Genomic DNA, 17,065 nt, shown 5'->3' with positions numbered 1-17,065 from the left:
CAAGCCGTCACGGTTCGAGCAGCCGCGACAGCCGCAGCTCCTCGAAATCAAGTTCGGATTCGATGCGATGCAGGACCGCGTCGTCCACCTTGCCGTCGCGATGCAGGCCGAGCAATGCCTCACGCGACACGCCAACGAGTCCGAGTTCGACACGCAGGAAGTGCGCACGGTGTTCGATTCGGTCCGCACCCAACTGGTATGCGCTTTCGTTCGCGGTGACGCGAATCCGGTATTCGGCTAGCAGCCGCTCGAACGTCGCGCGTTCGATGCCGGACGAGCGCTCGTCGATTTCCTCGAGCGCAGCGAGCGAGGCGCCGAACGCATGGGCGCGGGCCTCATGCTCGGACATGGTGTGACGGGCTGTCGGGCGCAGTTTCAGCAGCCGGATGAGCGGCGCGAGGCTGCCGCCCTGCACGACAAGCGTCGCGATGATCAGCAGAAATGTGCTGAAGACGATCAGGTCGCGGCCGGGGAAATTGTCTGGCAGCGCGATTGCGGCCGCCAGACTGACGACGCCGCGCATACCCGCCCAGCCGAGCACAACCGCTTCCTTGAAGCTCCACGGCTCGCGGCCCGAGCGTTTCGCGCGTATCTGGTCGGGCAGCCAGATCGCAGCGAACACCCACGCGAGGCGCGCAACGATGGCTGCCGCAGTTGCCGGCAACGCGACACGCAGCCCGGCCGTCAACACGGCCGATTCGTGATTCACCCGTGAGAGGAGTGCATGCAGTGTGAGGCCGATCAGGATGAAGACCAGCGCCTCGAGCACGAACACGACCGCTTCCCAGGTCGCCTTGGCTTTTATGCGCATATCGGCGTCGAATACCCGATGCTGGCGGATGCCGAGCACGAGACCGCAGGTCACGACGGACAGCACGCCCGATCCGCCGACGGCCTCCGCGATACCGTAGCTGGCCCACGCCATAACGAAGGTCACGACGATGCCGAGCATCGGATCGCCCAGACGCGGCAGCACCCAACACATGACCTGGCCGCACACGATGCCGACCGCGATGCCGATCAGGGTAAGCGTAAAGAACAGCACCGATCCGCTCGTGACCGTGATCGTCGCGGCTAGCGCTGCCGACACCGCCATCTGATAGAGCAGCAGGCCCGACGCGTCGTTCACGAGGCTTTCGCCTTCCAGCACGGCCACGAGCCTGGCGGGTAGCGGGTGGCGCTGAAGGATCGCTTTGGCGGCGACCGCGTCGGGCGGCGAGACGATCGCACCGAGCGTGAAGCACGCCGCCCATGGCAGGTTCGGGTTGAAGGCATGCACGGCGACAGCCACGGCGACGGTGGTGAATGTCACGGCCCCGAGCACGAGCGAAACGATCGTGCCGATGTCGCGTTGGAATTCCTTCCACGCCGTATAGAACGAACTCGACATCAGCAGCGGCGGCAGCACGGCCGCGAGCAGCAGGTTCGGGTCCACGTCGGGTACGCGCCTGCCGGCGACTGCGATCACACAGCCGCCGAGCAGCAGAACGACGGCAGGCGGGATCGCGATGCGCTCCGCGAGCCACGTCAGGGCGCCCGCTCCGCAGATCAACAGCAGGAGGTAATGAAAAAACTCGACGTTGTTCATCCGCTAGAAGCCCGGGGATTGCACGTCGATCAGACCGTAGACGACCCCGGCGAGAGTACCGGCAAGCAGCGAAGGGATGTACGGATTCATGATGCGAGTCTTGGTTGGTGAACGTGGCGTGACAGGAACTACGCGAAAGGCTCGCGGAAAAAGTATAGGTTCGTCTGGATCAGGCAGAGTCTGATTAAGAATATTTAATCTCTGGCGCATGCGAGATATCCGCTCGATCGAGCTTTGGGGGCGTGCGTGAGCGCGACAACGGCGCCGAATCGTGGCTAAAGCTTTTTGCGCCTCGCTGGGCGCAAAGGCATTGCGGCTTCATTTCAGGACTTTTCAGTTTGCGCCAAGGACTTCGGCCGCTTGCGTCATTAGAGTGCCTGCCGGCATGTGGCGCCATTCAGCAGGTTCTCGCTCCTCGCCGCATCGCTATCCATCTCAACACGCAAGGTCGTCGCCACGCCCGCGCGCGGCGATGCAACGACGGAGAACTAGCATGAACACCCAGCAAATCGATTCGACCAGGCCTTCGGCGTCGCGCCGCAGGCTGCTTTCGGCAAGTGCGGGCATGGCCGGCGCCGTGGCAGCCATGTCGAGCCTGTCCGCGAACGCAGCCGCGTCCGTGACGGGCGGTTCGGCGCATACGCACGGCACCTCGCATCATCACGGCGGCAACTACGTGAGCGCGAAGGACGGCACGCAGATCTTCTTCAAGGACTGGGGCACGGGCATGCCGGTCGTCTTCTCGCACGGCTGGCCGCTCTCGGCTGACGCGTGGGACGCGCAGATGCTCTTCCTGGTGAATCAGGGCTACCGGGTGATCGCGCACGACCGCCGCGGCCATGGCCGTTCGGGCCAGCCGTCCGAGGGCAACGACATGAACACCTACGCCGACGATCTCGCGGCTGTGCTGGACGCGCTCGACGTGAAGGGCGCGATGCTCGTGGGCCATTCCACGGGCGGCGGCGAGGTGGCGCATTACATCGGCCGCCATGGCGAAAAGCGCGTGGCGAAGGCCGTGCTGATCGGCGCGGTGCCGCCGCAGATGGTCAAGTCTGCGAACAATCCGAACGGTCTGCCGATGTCGGTGTTCGACAACATCCGCGCGGGCGTGGCGGCGAACCGCTCGCAGTTCTATCTGGATCTGGCCACGCCGTTCTACGGCTTCAACCGCCCCGACGCGAAAGTCTCGCAGGGCCTCGTGCAGGACTTCTGGCGCCAGGGCATGGCCGGTTCGATCAAAGGCCAATATGAGTGCATCAAGCAATTCTCTGAAGTCGACTACACCGACGACCTCAAGAAGATCAGCGTGCCCACGCTGATCCTGCACGGCGACGACGACCAGATCGTGCCGATCGACGATTCGGCGAAGCTCTCGGCGAAAATCGTCAAGAACGCGACGCTCAAGGTGTACAAGGGCGCGCCGCACGGCATGTGCAGCACGCACGTCGATCAGGTCAATGCGGACCTGCTCGCGTTCCTCAAGTCCTGAGGCGCTACGACGAGATATGCGTGACGCGCCTGCGAGGCAACGCGCGTCTGAGCTCGCCCCGCTGCGGTTCATACGCGGACTGCAGCGCTCAACCCACGCTAACCGAGAGTCAGGAGGGCGCCGATGAGCGCACCAGAACAACGCCTCTGCGCGAACTGGAATTCCGGGCACACGGTGGGCGGCACGCCGATGTACGCGCAGCGCACGGCTGGGCATGGCGCAGCAACGTGCCCGCCTCGGACCTGAACGGTTTCTGGGGCGCTCTCGGCTCTAGCTGCTTTGCGTCTTGAACGAACGCGAAACAGGCCTTTTGCTCATAGTGCCCGGTTTTGAGTGGCTTCGAAAAGGGAATGAAATGGGTTTGAAACTGCAAGGCTCGCACCCGCATAGCCTCGAGATCGCGCGTCTCGCTGCCGCCGTCCGTGCGAACGCTGACGATGCGCGTGTCTGGCGCTGGTACGCCGACCTCATGGAAGACGGACGCGTGAGTTGCACGCCTACGCGCAAGGGGTGGCTGATCACGGTAGACGGTCGCTGCACCGTGGAAGACGAGTCGTTTGATTGCGCCGTGCGTCGAGCGGAGCAGACATGGAGTGACATCGCGCAGTCCCAGGTCAAGCTGCTCCGCCGCAGCAAGACCGCTGTGAAGACAACCGCCTCGAATTTACCGCGGCTTCGGTGAAGCGGCGGGGCAGGGTGCATGCCGCGTGCACAACGGGAGTCTGGAGCGGTCGTGGGGCATGTGGGCACCGAATGGCAGCCGGTCTCGGCGGCGAAGGACGTGTTCGAGGGCCGCGACCGCAACACCGGCAAGGTCAAGTGGGCCGGCACGCGCGTCGACCTGATCTTCGGTGCGCATTCGATGATGCGCGCGCTGAGCGAGGTCTATGCGAGCGCGGACGGCGAGCAGAAGTTGGTGCGCGACTTCGTGGTCGCGTGGGTCAAGGTGATGAACCTCGACCGTTTCGAGCTCGCATGAAAGAGGCTTGGGTCACGCGACGAACGACCTCTTTCGTCAGCGCGTGACTCCAGGCGTTGTGCGATGTAATCGAAGGTCTTCTCAGCGTATCGGTACGGCTCGCCAGGCAAACGTGCACCGATGCGTAAAGGATTGCAGCGCTGAACTTTTAGCGGCGATGTCATTGAGCCGCGGGCGGCGCTCGTTCGCTGCTTCAGACACCGTGTCGTCACGTTACTGAAGCGTCGCGATGGCCAACGTCGGGCACGCCTTCGTCGAGGCTGACGCCCGAGAGATGCCGATCAGAATGAGGATGACTGCTGGTCTCTTGCGGCCGCGTCGGAGCCTTGAGCGCCCGGCAGCGAGCCGAACATGTGCTGGCTGCATTTCGCCTCGCGCCATGCGGCACCCAACTTGTAACCGGAGAGCACCCTGCGTGCGAGGGGAAGTATCTGCTCGCCGGCCAGCATGCCGAGCAGGCCCATCAGCGCAATGGTGGGCGGGGCCGGCGATTGCACGCCGATCGCACCGTAGACGACCCCGGCAAGGATGCCGGCCAACAAGGAAAGGATATACGGTTTCATAGTGCGAGTCTCATTGACGACCTGTCCCATTACAGGATCTACCCAGCGAATTCGTGGAAAGACTACCGGCTACTCTGGATTAAGAAAATACCAATTAAGAGCTTTTAAGATTAATTCTTTGGGCAATAAAATTTAATCCCTTTTTAGTTGTTGCTGCTCTGTCCTTGCGTGTCAAATAACCGGAGCTGGATGTCGAATTGCCCAGCGCCAATGCACATTGGACGCCTGCCGGTCATGCTGGTCATGCCGGCATGGCGGCTTCCTCCTCTCTCCGGTTCAAAGGACATACCCGTCATGAACAATTCGAAGCTCGAAGTTCTCACTCCTCAGAACAGCCAACTGATCATCATCGATCACCAACCGCAAATGGCGTTCGGCGTTCAGTCGATCGACCGCCAGGTGCTGAAGAACAACGTCGTCGGTCTGGCCAAGGCGGCCAAGGTGTTCAACGTTCCGACCACGATCACCACGGTCGAGTCGCAAAGCTTCTCGGGTTACACGTATCCGGAACTGCTCGACGTGTTCCCCGAGCACAAGGTGCTCGAACGCACGTCGATGAATTCGTGGGACGACCAGAAGGTACGCGACGCGCTCGCCGCGAATGGCCGCAAGAAGGTGGTCGTAGCGGGTCTGTGGACCGAGGTCTGCAACACGACGTTCGCGCTCTGCGCCATGCTCGAAGGTGACTACGAGATCTACATGGTGGCCGACGCATCGGGGGGCACGTCGAAAGACGCGCACGACTTCGCGATGCAGCGCATGGTCCAGGCGGGGGCCGTGCCCGTCACGTGGCAGCAGGTCCTGCTCGAATGGCAGCGTGACTGGGCTCACCGCGCGACCTACGACGCCGTGATGGCGATCGCGAAGGAACATTCGGGCGCGTACGGCATGGGCGTCGACTACGCGTACACGATGGTCCATAAGGCAGCGCAGCGCACGGCTACGCCGCACGAGGTGCTGCCGGCTGTACCGGCACGCTAATCGCCTCCGCGATCGCCGAAAGCGGGGCGATGCGCTCCGCGTGAAGTCGGCGGCAGCGCACGCGGTCTGCCGATCGCTGCGCTGCAGTGCATTCCACGCGAGGTACTCGGGTTGAACCGCGAGGTCTCGCTTCAGCATTCCAATCTCACAGAGAGACTGATCGTATGGAATCTTATCTGGTGTCCCTCGGTGCAGGGATGCTGATAGGCGTGATCTACAGCGTGATCAAGGTCCGCTCGCCCGCGCCTCCGCTCGTTGCCCTCATCGGCCTGCTTGGCATGTTGATCGGCGCACAGGCCGTTCCATCCCTGAGGCAGTTGTTGGGCTTTTAATCGAACTGATAGAAACGAGGAAACGCAAATGAGCGCAACCGCTACCCATCCCGATCTCATTTTGCACAATGGACGGTTCACCACGCTGGATCGTTCGAACCCGATCGCCAGTGCCGTGGCGATTGCCGATGGCCGCTTCGTCGCGGTCGGCAGCGATACCGACGTCATGCCGCTCGCGGGCCGCGCGACCAAAGTTATCGATCTCGGTGGCCGGCCGGTGCTGCCAGGCCTGATCGACAATCACCTGCATTTGATCCGCGGCGGTCTGAACTACAACATGGAGCTGCGCTGGGACGGCGTACGCTCGCTCGCCGTTGCCATGGAGATGCTCAAGCAGCAGGTTGCGATCACGCCCGCGCCGCAATGGGTGCGCGTGGTCGGCGGCTTCACCGAGCACCAATTCGAAGAGAAGCGGCTGCCGACGCTCGATGAGCTGAACGCCGTCGCGCCGGATACGCCGGTCTTCATCCTGCACTTGTACGACCGGGCGCTGCTCAATGCCGCCGCGTTGCGCGTGGTGGGCTATACGAAGGATACGCCGGAGCCGCCGGGCGGCACGATCATGCGCGACAGCGCGGGCAACCCCACCGGGCTGCTGCTGGCGAACCCCAATGCGTCGATCCTCTACGCCACACTCGCGAAAGGCCCGAAGCTGCCGCTGGAGTATCAATACAATTCGACGCGTCATTTCATGCGCGAACTCAACCGCCTTGGCGTGACCGGCGCGATCGATGCCGGCGGCGGCTCGCAAAACTACCCGGACGATTACGAAGTCATCCGCAAGCTCCATGATGCGGGCGAGATGACGGTGCGCATCGCGTACAACCTCTTCACGCAAAAGCCGAAGGCCGAAAAGGAAGACTTCGTGAACTGGACCGGCTCGGTCAAGTATCACGATGGTTCGGACTACTTCCGCCACAACGGTGCGGGTGAAATGCTGGTGTTTTCGGCGGCCGACTTCGAGGACTTCCGCGTGGCGCGCCCCGAACTGCCGCCCGGAATGGAAGGCGAACTCGAAGGCGTGGTGCGGGTACTCGCACAGAACCGCTGGCCGTGGCGCCTGCATGCGACCTATGACGAAACCATCAGCCGGGCGCTCGATGTGTTCGAGAAGGTCAACAAGGATATTCCGCTCGACGGAATCAACTGGTTCTTCGACCACGCGGAAACCGTTTCCGAGCGATCGATGGATCGAATTGCGGCGCTGGGTGGCGGCATCGCGGTTCAGCATCGCATGGCCTATCAGGGCGAGTATTTCGTCGAGCGCTATGGCGCGCAAGCGGCACAAGCCACGCCGCCCGTCGCGAGAATGCTCGAGAAGGGCATCAAGGTCTCGGCCGGCACCGATGCGACGCGCGTCGCGTCGTACAACCCGTGGGTGTCGCTCGCATGGCTCGTGAGCGGCAAGACAGTTGGCGGTCTGCGGATGTATCCGCAACGTAACCTGCTCGATCGCGATACCGCGCTGCGCATGTGGACGGAGTACGTCACCTGGTTCTCGAACGAAGAGGGCAAGAAAGGGCGCATGGTGCCCGGGCAGCTTGCCGACCTCATGGTTCCGGACCGCGACTTCTTCTCGTGCGCGGAGGACGACATTGCCGGCACCACCGCATTGCTCACGGTGGTCGGCGGAAAGATCGTCTGGGGCGCGGGCCCATTCTCGCAACACGATCAGCCAATCCCGCCTGCAATGCCGGACTGGTCGCCGGTGCGCCAATACGGCGGCTATGGCGGCTGGGGCGCTACGCAGCGCGAGGGCGCGCCGCTCGGACGCGCCGCTGCCGCGGCGATGTGCGCCTGCGCGAGCGCCTGCGGTGTGCACGGCCATGCGCACGCGAGCGCGTGGGCCAGCGCATTGCCGACTTCGGATGCAAAGGGCTTCTGGGGCGCATTCGGCTGCTCTTGCTGGGCGATCTGACATGACGATATGGAACGGCAGCAGCAACCCCGCATGGGTTCGTGCGCTGCTATCGCCGCCGTGGGTTGGGCCGCTCGTGCGCCTTGCGCTCGTGTCCGCCTACCTCATCGGCGGTGTCACCAAAGCGCTGAACTTCGAAGGCGCGATTGCGGAGCAGGCGCATTTCGGCCTGCACCCGGCCGCCCTCTGGGCAGCGCTCGCGGTGGCGGTCGAGATCGTCGGCTCGCTGTGCGTGGTATTGCGCCGCTTCGCGTGGATCGGCGCAGGCGGCCTCGGCATGCTGACCGTCGTCGCGATGCTGGTTGCCAACGACTTCTGGAACCATGCCGGTGTCGAGCGCTTCACGGCGCTCAACAGTTTTTTCGAGCATCTGGGACTGATCGCGGCGCTCGTGCTCGCGATACTGCTCGGCGATTCGCAGCGTCCGGCCGGCGAGAGCCGCGCCTGACCGATTGATCAGTACGATGAAATATCAAGGAAATTCCGCTATGAAAGCAATTCGCACTGCCTTAGTTACCCTGATGATCGCGGGTGGTCTCGTCGCCGCGCCCGTTTCTTTCGCGACACCGCCCGTAGCGCCGGTCGAATCGCCGTCGGTCGCAGTCGGTCCGCAGTACGACACGACGCACGTATACGTGGCACCAGAGGACTTCGACCGCTTCACCGACAGCTTCGCGGCGACGTTCGGCGGCAGCAAGTCGAAGCAGGGCGTGTTCCAGGTCACGCCGACATCGAGTCAGACGATGTCGCAACTCGTATTTACCCCGGCAGGCACGATCTCCGTGTTCGGCTTCAAGACGCCCATGCCGTATCCCTTCGGCGCGGAGCGCACGGGCTACCTCGTGACGGACATGGACGCGGCGGTGAAGTCGGCGCGTGCACTCGGTGCCGATGTGATCGTCGATACGTTCCCCGACCCGATCGGCCGCGATGCGATCATCACGTGGCCGGGTGGTACCAACATGCAACTCTACTGGCACACCGAGGCCCCGCACTACGACAAGCTGCAGACCATTCCCGAGAATCGGGTCTACGTGTCGCCGCAAAGCGTGCACAAGCTGGTTCACGATTTCGTCAAATTCTCGCACGGCAAGGTGGTGTCCGATGACCTGAAGGCGCCGGGTGTCGAGATCGGCAGACCTGACGACACCTATCGCCGCATTCGAATCGAATCGCCGTTCGGCAAGATGACCGTGCTCGTGACGGACGGTCATCTGCCTTACCCGTTCGGGCGCGAAGTGACCGGCTACGAGGTATCGAATCTGGCCGATACGCTTCAAAAGGCGAAGGCCGCTGGCGTCAATGTGCTGGTGCCGCCGTTCACCTCGGCCGGGCGTGATGCCGCGGTCGTGCAGTTCCCGGGCGGCTATATCGCCGAAATTCACGCAGGCGCGGCGCAATGAAGTCCGAGGACACGATCCTTGCCGCGATCGCCGGCTTTGTCGACACCCTGAGCTTCGTTGCACTGTTCGGTCTGTTCACCGCACACGTGACGGGCAACTTCGTGTTGATTGGCGCCGGCATCGCCGGCTCGGGGCAGGGCGTTCTGCTCAAGCTGATCGTGTTCCCCGCGTTTATCGGCGGGGTCGTTCTCAGCAGCCTGCTCGTGCGTTGGCTCCCGCAGGGGCATGCGCGTCAGGGCGCACGCCTGCTCTATGCGGTGCAGGCTGTGCTGATCGTCGGCTTTTGCCTCGCCGGCGTCTGGGCGACGCCGGTCAGCCGGCCCGACAGCTTGCCTGTCATCGTGGCCGGCGTCGTGGGTGCGTTCGCGATGGGTGTGCAGAATGCGCATCCGCGCCTGATCCAGCGTCCTGGCGTGCCGAATACCGTAATGACGGGCAACGTCACGCAAGCCGTTCTGGACGTGATCGACATGCTGTCGCCGGGCACGGTCGACAGCGTGCGCGCCGCGGCGCGCACGCGCTTCGGGTCGATGATGCCGGCCATTGTCGCGTTTGCGGTTAGCGCGGTGGCCGGGGCACTGGGGGTGGTCTACATGGGCTTCTGGGCGCTGCTTGCGCCGGCGTGCGCCCTCGTCGGGCTCGCGGTGACCACGGGAGAGCATGAGCGCGCGATCGCACCGGGGCACTCATGAATCCAGGCGGCGCAGGGAATCATCCCGCTCAGGCCCGGCGCGTGAGCGGGACGGGCAAACACAAACACAAGCCGACAAAGGCAAGGAAATCCATGGTATCGAGCACGACGCGCGGGCGTCGATTCGAGAAAGCCGCGCGCTTGACGGCCATCGCCGGGCTGTTGCTGATGGGCGCCGACGCAGCGTTCGCGGATACGGCTGCGCAACCGGTTGCAGGTGCGAGCCTCGCGGCTGACTCGGCCGGCGCGACCACTGGCACGGTGGTGAATGACGCCACAACGACCGACGCGTGTAACGTCAAACGTCCTGCCGTGATGTTCAACCGCTGGCAGGAGGACTGGTCGGTGCTTGCGAGCCCCTGCGTTCCGCGCAAGCCACTCGACAGCCTCAAGTACATTCCGCTCGGCGGCGACCCCGCCTCATATCTGTCGCTTGGCGCGAACCTGCGTGAGCGTATCGAAACCAATGACGCCCCGCTGTTCGGTATCGGCTCTGCGCAGTCGGATACTTATCTGATTCAGCGCATCGAAGTACATGCCGATGCACATCTCGCCGAGCACTGGCAGTTTTTCGTGCAACTCGTGGATGCGCGGGCGTTTGGCAAGAATGTGGTCACGCCGGTGGACAAGAATCCGCTCGATCTCGAGCAGGGATTCGTGGCCTACACCGGAGCGGTCGGCGGCGGTACGTTCAAGTTTCGCGTTGGCCGCCAGGAAATGGCATTCGACTTGCAGCGTTTCATTGCCGTACGCGATGGCCCGAACGTACGACAGGCGTTCGATGCCATCTGGGCAGACTACGAATACCAGAAGTGGCGCTTTATCGCCTACGCGACGCAGCCCGTGCAGTACCGTAACGCGACGGTGTTCGACGACGTGTCGAACCGCAATCTCACTTTCAGCGGCGTGCGTTTCGAGCGCCAATCCGTCGGGCCGGGTGATATGTCCGGCTACTGGTCGCGCTATAACAACACCAACGCGCGATACCTCGACGCTCAAGGTTCTGAGCACCGCGACGTCTGGGACCTGCATTATTTCGGCACGCGCGGCCGCGTCGATTGGGATGCCGAGGCGATGCTGCAGACGGGAACGGTCGGTAATAGTACGGTTCTCGCGTGGGCAGTCGGCTCGATCGCGGGTTACAAGCTCGACCTGCCGTGGACGCCGCGCGTCGCGCTGCAGATCGACGCTGCCTCTGGCGACCGGCACCCACATGATGGGCGGCTCGAGACCTTCAATCCGCTATTTCCGAACGGCTATTACTTCACGCTCGCAGGCTATACGGGCTACGCGAACCTGATCCACATCAAACCATCCATCACGCTCAAGCCTTCGGCCAGTCTCACGCTGCTTGGCGCGCTGGGCTTCCAGTGGCGCGAGACGACCGGCGACGCCGTGTACCAGCAGCCGAATCAGCCAGTGCCGGGCACGGCGGGCAAGGGCAGCCGGTGGACCGGCATGTATGTGCAGTTGCGCGCGGACTGGACGATTGCGGCAAATCTGGTAGGTTCGGTCGAAGCCGTGCACTTCCAGGTGGGAAACTCGATTCGTGAGGCGGGCGGCCGCAATGCCGACTACGCCGGCGTCGAACTCAAGTACGGGTGGTAGGACTCGTCGGCGATCAGGCTCGTGGCGATCCCGGCGGCGTGAGGAGCGTTGCCGGGATCGCGCCATTTGTCAACCTCGTTCAGGCTCTGATTACGGCTGGCCCGATGGACGAAGGGGCTCGTTGTTCAGGTGCTCAAGGCTAACAGGTTGCCGAGAAAGTCAACATCGCCTTCGAGAGATTTTTGAGCTGCCCGCTTAGGGGCGTGCTCGTCGAAGGCGCATTGGAACTTCTCTGAGACGTACGTCCGGGTGCATTCGAAAAGGCTATACATCGCCTCTGGCCCGTCGAAACAGACGTTGACAAGTGACTTCGAGACAAGCTCATCCATGCTTTCAATCAAGCCGCCTGTCGTCACTGCCATGTTGTTGACGACTCCACGCAGCGAATCAAAGCTGAACGGTCTGTCCAGCCGGTAAAGTTGAACGAGCAGGGACTGGGCCGGGGCGCTCAACAGGTCGAAGCTGACATCAAAGGCTGCCTGTAGACAGCGATGCCGCGCCGTCGCAGTGCGGTATCCCCCGGACAGGAACGACAGTCCATCGTTCAGCAGCCGTTGCACGCCTTCTACGCCCAATAATTCCGCTCGTCCGGCGGCCAACTCGATTGCAAGTGGAATACCGTCCAGGCGCTGACAAATCTTTGCGATGTTCTCTATCTCAGCGATGCGAGGGACAAACCTCGGGTGCATCTGCTGCGCATGGTGGACGAACAACTGGACAGCCGGGCTGTTCAGCATCTCGTCGCAGCGGTCCGTGAGTTTGGGAACATCAAGCGGATCCACTCTGAAAACCGTCTCGCTTCGAATCCTCAGCGGCTCCCGACTCGTGACCAGGAACTGGATATTCAGGCTCGCTGCCAACAATGCTTCTACGATTTGTGCAACAGCTGAGATGACATGCTCCGCGCCATCGAGTATCAACAACCACGGCGCATTCGATAGCGCTGCTCTTAAACACTCGGAAGAGACGATTTCCTCCGGCATTTCGACGCCGCAACCGCACGCGATGGCACTCAGCACCTCGTCAATCGTGGCTAGGGACGCAAGATCGACAAAGGCCACCGTCGCCGGGCATGACGGCACTATCCGATAGGCGACTTCAAGTGCAAGGCTCGATTTTCCGACACCACCTGTGCCCGTCAGCGTAAGCACCTGGGACTCCACCATTGCCTCGGCTGCCTTGGCGACGACTACGTCTCTCCCGACGAAATTTCCGACGCGGCGCGGGAGCGGCCGCGGACTGGCGGCGGTACGGAATTTCGGGGGTACGTCCTGAGACGGGGCCAACCGGTAGCCACGGCGCGCGACCGTCATGATGAGGTCCCGGTCATCACCCAGCGCCTTGCGCAGCGCAGAGATGTTGACGTCGATATTGCAGTCTTCGACGATGGTGCCGGGCCAGACCGTCTGCATCAGCTCGGATCTCGACACCACTCGACCCTTTGCCGAGGCGAGCGTCACCAGCAGGTCGAAGGCGCGCGAGCCCAGCCGCACATCCTGGCCATCACGCCGCAAGCGTCGCGCGTCCATATCGAGTTCGATTCGGCCGATTTTCATAAGGTCGCCTCCAGCAAGGGAAATAGACACGCGTGTCTTCGCCATCGGTGAGTGGTGAAGCCAGGTCGGTTACCGCCGGAGTGCGCGCTTTATAACGCTGCTGGCGTGTCTGAACGCAGCGTCTGTCGGACTGGTTTCAGCCAGGCCATCGAAAACCATAAAGTCATGAATTGTGCCGATATAACGGGCGGCATTGACTCTGACGCCGGCGCGCATGAGCTTGCGGGCATATTCTTCGGCGTCATCTCGCGTAATGTCGTTCTCTGCTGTGATGACGAGTGCGGCAGGCAGGTCTTCGAGTTCGTCGGGTTTCGACTGTATCGGCATCGCCGCCGCGAGTGACCGCGATTTCTCGGGAAACTGCGACTCGATAAAACGCTCCAGCGCTCTCGCCGTCATACCGGGCCCCGTCGCGAACTGACGATATGACTGCGTGGTGGAATCTGCCGACAGGATGGGGCAGAACAGCACTTGCAGGCGCAGACTCGGGCCATGCCGGTCTCTCGCCCATCGCGCCATGACTGCAGCGATGTTTCCGCCTGCACCATCGCCGGCCACCGCAATCGCGCCAGCATCGACCTGCAGCGCTTCGGCATTTGCAGCGACGTATTGCAGTGCGGCGTATGCCTCTTCGTTTTGTGTCGGAAACAGGGCGTGAGGTGCAGGCGAACAAGAGACGAAGACAACCGCCACCTCTGCTTCAGCCGAAAGGCGTGACACGAGCCTGCGGTGGGTTGCGAAGCTCGCCATGTGCCAGCCGCCGCCCGGATAGTAGAGCACGGCGGGCAGTAAGCCCGGCGTGCCGGCCGGTCGCACGATGTGCACGTCGACGGAGCCAGTCGGTCCAGTCTTGAAGGTCAGCGCTTCGGTCGTGACGGCATAGTCGTCCGCGGAACTGTTGTCACTGTCTGCGCGGCAGGGGAACGACGGCTGTTCGGCGAGCAGCGAATCCGGATGCATGCCGGCTTCGGAGACCAGATCGAGAAATTGCTGCGTCTCGGGGTCCAGTACTGGGTGGGACGACCATGGCGTCGCGAGACGCGGTGACGCGGAATCGACGGTACTTGCAGGCGGAACGTGGTCCATGAAAGCCGACATATGAGAGTTCAGCGGTTTGGGGGGACTCCCACTCGCGCCACACACAGTGTCAACTGCGCCTGCTGAGCCTGAAACGATGTCGAGTCCCGGTAACCGCTATTCTCCAGGCGATGCGCCGGGACCGTGCAGTTAAAGTTTGCTAAGAAGCGTTAGGCGCAGGTGCAAACCCGGCAGCGCGTCCGCGTCAGGCGCCACCTCCGCGAGTCTCACCCGTGCAAGGTGCGGCCCATTACACGCTCGAGCGCGCATGCTCATGAAGCACCTCGCTCACCCAGGACGGCTCTGCAACGCGATCCGCCAGAATCAGCGCATCCATGGAGACTTTGCACCCGGCGCTTGCAAACGCTTCCAGTTGGGGAACGGTTGCTCTGGAAAGGGCGATAGGCCTGCCGCCAAGAATGTTTTCGAATCCTTCCCCGTAGATGTCCCAATGCGCCAATCCCCGCCGGCTCGTGCACTCGCGAAGCTTGCGGGTGAGCTGCCGGGCGAAGTCATGCTCGCCTGCCCAGATCATGACGGGTATTGAGCCGAGTGCGAGGCCGTAGACGATCGACAGGTCGTGCTCGATCGAAGCGACGAGCTCGGCGCAGTCCCTTGCCAGCTTCACAGCGCGCTCAGTCTCGCCTTGCAGCCAAAGAATTCGCATGTACACCGCCATGCTTGCGATGCGGCCATCCATTTGTGCATCATTTGCCTTTGCAAGATTTTCCCGCGTGGGGCCAGCTTCGAGGGCGATGACCTGTTCAATCAGCGTTCGCGCATTCGCCTGGTCGCCGAGGTAGTGGTGTGCATAGGCGAGATTGCGGCCCGACATCTGATTGAGCGTGGAGTCTCCGAAACGATTCGCGAATGCCTGCATCGCCTCGGCCAGTGCAAGACCTTCCACGTATCGACCTGTGACAAGCCGATGCGCAAATACGCCCCACAGAATGCGAAATTCCAACGCCTCGTCACCCAATCGTCGGCTCAGGGCGTAGGCACGTTCAAAAGCACGTGCCATTTCGATGGTTGGCCCACGCGTGTGCCAGAGCGAGTGTCCGTAAGCCAACAGCAGTTCGACGTGTCGCGTGCTACCGGCCTGCTCCGAGCTCTCAACCGCCGCAATGGCGTGTTCGGCCATGCTAAGGAACTCGTGCGGTCGCGAGAGATGGAGCCAAAGTGGTGCCGTGGCGATAACGAGGTCGATTTCGAGCTCGGGATCCCCCTCCTGATGCGAGGCCCACTCGAACGCCGCGCGGATATCGTCAATTCGCTTGCTGAGCTGGGCGAGCCATTGGGGTTGCGCCTTGCCCTCCCAGGCGGCGCCCAGGTCCGCGAAGGTCTCGCAGCAATGTATCGTATGCAGGCGCCGGGCCTCGTTCGCTTCGCCGGCTTCCAGCAATCGAAGGTGTGCGTATTGGCGGGTCGTATCGAGGAGCCGATACGGGTTGTCGGCATCACTGATATCACGTGCGACAAGCGACTTGGCGACAAGGCCGCTGATTGCGTCAAATACCGCCAGTTCATCGATCTGCCCACAGCCTGCCACGGCAACGGCTTCACGCATGCCGAACGAAGAGCGCATCACCGACAGCCGGCGCAGGACGTGCTGCTCATGCGAGTCCAGCAGCTCGTAGCTCCAGTCAAGCGTCGCTTTCAACGTTTGATGCCGCGGCAATGCGGTTCGGCGCCCTTGTGTGAGTAGCGCAAAGCGGTCGTCCAGGCGCGCGGCGATCGCACGCACGTCCATGTGCGCGACGCGCGCCGCGGCAAATTCAATCGCCAAAGGAATTCCGTCCAGGCGCCGGCAAATGTCGGCCACGGCGCCGATGTTCGAAACCGTGAACTGAAAGGCGTCATCGGCAGCCTTCGCCCGGTCGTGAAACAACGAGATGGCCGGATAACTTCCGGCCTCCTCGATGCCCATCCGCGCACCCACTTCCGGAAACGGCAGGGCCGAAAGCCGATGCACCGACTCGCCATCCGCGCGCAACGGCTCCCGACTTGTTACCAGCAGGTACACGCCAGATGCGCCTTGCAGCAATTGTTCCGCGACCTGCGCAACCGCCTCGACGACATGCTCGCAATTGTCCAGGACCAAAAGTATTGGCGTGTCGCCCAGTGAGGCAATCACGTCCGGGACTGGATTGCCGCTGAATACGGCGACGCCGAGCGTCGACGCCACGGTACTGGCGACGCTCGGCTTGTCGGAAACGGGGGCGAAGTTGACGAATAGTGCCCGGATACCGGTACGCTCGGAAAAGCGATGCGCTATAGCCACGGCGACCGTGGTCTTGCCGATGCCGCCCGGACCGGCGATGGTCAATAGCCTGCGTTCGGGAAGCTGGTCGGTCAGGCCGTCAATGACATCCTCCCGGCCGATGACCCGGCTGAGGGTCACGGGCAACGCTCGCGCACCTTCATCGGGGGTACGGGCCGGCGCAGTCGGCGTGTCGGCGGTGAATTGCGTAGCCCTCGTGGAATTGACCGGCACCGCGAGCCGATAGCCGCGTCCATTGTCGTTCACGATGTAGCGGCTGTCCGGTTTGCCATCGCTCAGCGCCTTCCGAAGCGTGGAAACGTGCACACGAAGCGCGCCATCGTCGACCACGCTTTCTTTCCAGACCTGGTCGCGCAGTTGACGCGTTGAGACCAGTTCACCACCGTGCTCGGCTAGCACGATAAGAATGTCGAGCGCACGACTTCCAATGCGGACTTCGTCGCCATTTCTGGTGAGGACACGCTGCGGGAAATCGATGCGGAACGGGCCGAATGTCAGGCTATACCGGGCAACCATCAAACCACCATGCAGGTCAATAGTACGGCCACAACTAAATATCCGCTGAATTCTATCACCGCAAAGTCTGATTTCCTGTCTGT

Annotated in this window: 15 protein-coding genes and 1 pseudogene; 11 read left to right on the top strand and 5 right to left on the bottom strand. The window is 62.6% G+C overall.

Annotated features, from left to right (window positions below; genetic code table 11):
- Positions 1 to 7: 7 nt before the first annotated feature.
- Complete coding sequence (locus OKW28_RS03230) at positions 8 to 1,588, bottom strand: cation:proton antiporter (RefSeq protein ID WP_429443759.1); 1,581 nt, start codon at positions 1,586 to 1,588, stop codon at positions 8 to 10.
- Positions 1,589 to 2,081: 493 nt separating this feature from the next.
- On the opposite strand from OKW28_RS03230, the gene OKW28_RS03225 reads away from it, so the two are divergent.
- From OKW28_RS03225 to OKW28_RS03210, 4 genes and pseudogenes are all read left to right on the top strand, one after another.
- A complete protein-coding gene (locus tag OKW28_RS03225; protein ID WP_187616620.1) occupies positions 2,082 to 3,077 on the top strand; it encodes an alpha/beta fold hydrolase in 996 nt (331 codons plus the stop codon).
- 123 nt (positions 3,078 to 3,200) lie between these two features.
- Complete coding sequence (locus tag OKW28_RS03220) at positions 3,201 to 3,323, top strand: hypothetical protein (protein ID WP_429446999.1); 123 nt, start codon at positions 3,201 to 3,203, stop codon at positions 3,321 to 3,323.
- A gap of 40 nt (positions 3,324 to 3,363) precedes the next feature.
- Complete coding sequence (locus OKW28_RS03215; protein ID WP_429443758.1) at positions 3,364 to 3,759, top strand: hypothetical protein; 396 nt, start codon at positions 3,364 to 3,366, stop codon at positions 3,757 to 3,759.
- 60 nt (positions 3,760 to 3,819) lie between these two features.
- A pseudogene (locus tag OKW28_RS03210) lies at positions 3,820 to 4,056 on the top strand (catalase/peroxidase HPI); the annotation flags it as partial.
- Positions 4,057 to 4,337: 281 nt separating this feature from the next.
- Here OKW28_RS03210 and OKW28_RS03205 read toward each other — a convergent pair.
- Entirely contained in the window at positions 4,338 to 4,619 is a 282-nt protein-coding gene (locus OKW28_RS03205) for a XapX domain-containing protein (RefSeq protein ID WP_429443757.1), read from the bottom strand.
- A 294-nt stretch (positions 4,620 to 4,913) separates the two neighbouring features.
- On the opposite strand from OKW28_RS03205, the gene OKW28_RS03200 reads away from it, so the two are divergent.
- The 7 genes from OKW28_RS03200 (at position 4,914) to OKW28_RS03170 (ending at position 11,552) form a co-directional block, all read left to right on the top strand.
- The gene (locus tag OKW28_RS03200) at positions 4,914 to 5,600 is read left to right on the top strand and encodes a hydrolase (protein ID WP_184031324.1); all 687 of its coding nucleotides are present in this window, start codon (positions 4,914 to 4,916) and stop codon (positions 5,598 to 5,600) included.
- Positions 5,601 to 5,764: 164 nt separating this feature from the next.
- Positions 5,765 to 5,932 carry a DUF1427 family protein gene (locus OKW28_RS03195; RefSeq protein WP_184062561.1) on the top strand — a complete coding sequence of 56 codons (168 nt, stop codon included), beginning with the start codon at positions 5,765 to 5,767 and terminating at the stop codon, positions 5,930 to 5,932.
- A 28-nt stretch (positions 5,933 to 5,960) separates the two neighbouring features.
- Entirely contained in the window at positions 5,961 to 7,850 is a 1,890-nt protein-coding gene (locus OKW28_RS03190; RefSeq protein ID WP_429443756.1) for an amidohydrolase, read from the top strand.
- Position 7,851: 1 nt separating this feature from the next.
- On the top strand, positions 7,852 to 8,298 hold the full coding sequence (locus OKW28_RS03185; protein WP_429443755.1) for a DoxX family protein: 447 nt from the start codon (positions 7,852 to 7,854) through the stop codon (positions 8,296 to 8,298).
- A gap of 40 nt (positions 8,299 to 8,338) precedes the next feature.
- Positions 8,339 to 9,253, top strand: a complete 915-nt coding sequence (locus OKW28_RS03180; RefSeq protein ID WP_429443754.1) for a glyoxalase — start codon at positions 8,339 to 8,341, stop codon at positions 9,251 to 9,253.
- Positions 9,250 to 9,945, top strand: coding sequence for a YoaK family protein (locus OKW28_RS03175; protein WP_429443753.1), 696 nt, complete (start codon positions 9,250 to 9,252; stop codon positions 9,943 to 9,945). The genes OKW28_RS03180 and OKW28_RS03175 overlap by 4 nt, the downstream gene beginning before the upstream one ends.
- Positions 9,946 to 10,037: 92 nt before the next feature.
- Positions 10,038 to 11,552: an alginate export family protein gene (locus OKW28_RS03170; protein ID WP_429443752.1), complete on the top strand. Its 1,515-nt coding sequence runs from the start codon at positions 10,038 to 10,040 to the stop codon at positions 11,550 to 11,552.
- 125 nt (positions 11,553 to 11,677) lie between these two features.
- Here OKW28_RS03170 and OKW28_RS03165 read toward each other — a convergent pair whose 3' ends face one another.
- The 3 genes from OKW28_RS03165 to OKW28_RS03155 form a co-directional block, all read right to left on the bottom strand.
- Positions 11,678 to 13,108, bottom strand: a complete 1,431-nt coding sequence (locus OKW28_RS03165; RefSeq protein WP_429443751.1) for an ATP-binding protein — start codon at positions 13,106 to 13,108, stop codon at positions 11,678 to 11,680.
- 69 nt (positions 13,109 to 13,177) lie between these two features.
- Positions 13,178 to 14,194 (bottom strand): alpha/beta hydrolase, encoded by a 1,017-nt coding sequence (locus tag OKW28_RS03160; RefSeq protein ID WP_429443750.1) that lies wholly within the window; start codon positions 14,192 to 14,194, stop codon positions 13,178 to 13,180.
- Positions 14,195 to 14,435: 241 nt separating this feature from the next.
- On the bottom strand, positions 14,436 to 16,982 hold the full coding sequence (locus OKW28_RS03155) for an ATP-binding protein (RefSeq protein ID WP_429443749.1): 2,547 nt from the start codon (positions 16,980 to 16,982) through the stop codon (positions 14,436 to 14,438).
- Positions 16,983 to 17,065 lie beyond the last annotated feature (83 nt).

This window comes from Paraburkholderia sp. 40, from assembly GCF_050434105.1.
Taxonomy (GTDB): domain Bacteria; phylum Pseudomonadota; class Gammaproteobacteria; order Burkholderiales; family Burkholderiaceae; genus Paraburkholderia; species Paraburkholderia tuberum.
This window is presented reverse-complemented; position numbering and strand designations above follow the sequence as displayed.

What these genes read in the sequence shown, in the direction of transcription:
- OKW28_RS03170 (WP_429443752.1), top strand. Translation starts at nt 10,038, where the DNA reads ATGGTATCGAGCACGACGCGCGGGCGTCGATTCGAGAAAGCCGCGCGC.
- OKW28_RS03195 (WP_184062561.1), top strand. Translation starts at nt 5,765, where the DNA reads ATGGAATCTTATCTGGTGTCCCTCGGTGCAGGGATGCTGATAGGCGTG.
- OKW28_RS03160 (WP_429443750.1), bottom strand. Translation starts at nt 14,194, where the DNA reads ATGGACCACGTTCCGCCTGCAAGTACCGTCGATTCCGCGTCACCGCGT.
- OKW28_RS03175 (WP_429443753.1), top strand. Translation starts at nt 9,250, where the DNA reads ATGAAGTCCGAGGACACGATCCTTGCCGCGATCGCCGGCTTTGTCGAC.
- OKW28_RS03185 (WP_429443755.1), top strand. Translation starts at nt 7,852, where the DNA reads ATGACGATATGGAACGGCAGCAGCAACCCCGCATGGGTTCGTGCGCTG.
- OKW28_RS03200 (WP_184031324.1), top strand. Translation starts at nt 4,914, where the DNA reads ATGAACAATTCGAAGCTCGAAGTTCTCACTCCTCAGAACAGCCAACTG.
- OKW28_RS03165 (WP_429443751.1), bottom strand. Translation starts at nt 13,108, where the DNA reads ATGAAAATCGGCCGAATCGAACTCGATATGGACGCGCGACGCTTGCGG.
- OKW28_RS03180 (WP_429443754.1), top strand. Translation starts at nt 8,339, where the DNA reads ATGAAAGCAATTCGCACTGCCTTAGTTACCCTGATGATCGCGGGTGGT.
- OKW28_RS03205 (WP_429443757.1), bottom strand. Translation starts at nt 4,619, where the DNA reads ATGAAACCGTATATCCTTTCCTTGTTGGCCGGCATCCTTGCCGGGGTC.
- OKW28_RS03190 (WP_429443756.1), top strand. Translation starts at nt 5,961, where the DNA reads ATGAGCGCAACCGCTACCCATCCCGATCTCATTTTGCACAATGGACGG.
- OKW28_RS03230 (WP_429443759.1), bottom strand. Translation starts at nt 1,588, where the DNA reads ATGAACAACGTCGAGTTTTTTCATTACCTCCTGCTGTTGATCTGCGGA.
- OKW28_RS03155 (WP_429443749.1), bottom strand. Translation starts at nt 16,982, where the DNA reads ATGGTTGCCCGGTATAGCCTGACATTCGGCCCGTTCCGCATCGATTTC.
- OKW28_RS03225 (WP_187616620.1), top strand. Translation starts at nt 2,082, where the DNA reads ATGAACACCCAGCAAATCGATTCGACCAGGCCTTCGGCGTCGCGCCGC.
- OKW28_RS03220 (WP_429446999.1), top strand. Translation starts at nt 3,201, where the DNA reads ATGAGCGCACCAGAACAACGCCTCTGCGCGAACTGGAATTCCGGGCAC.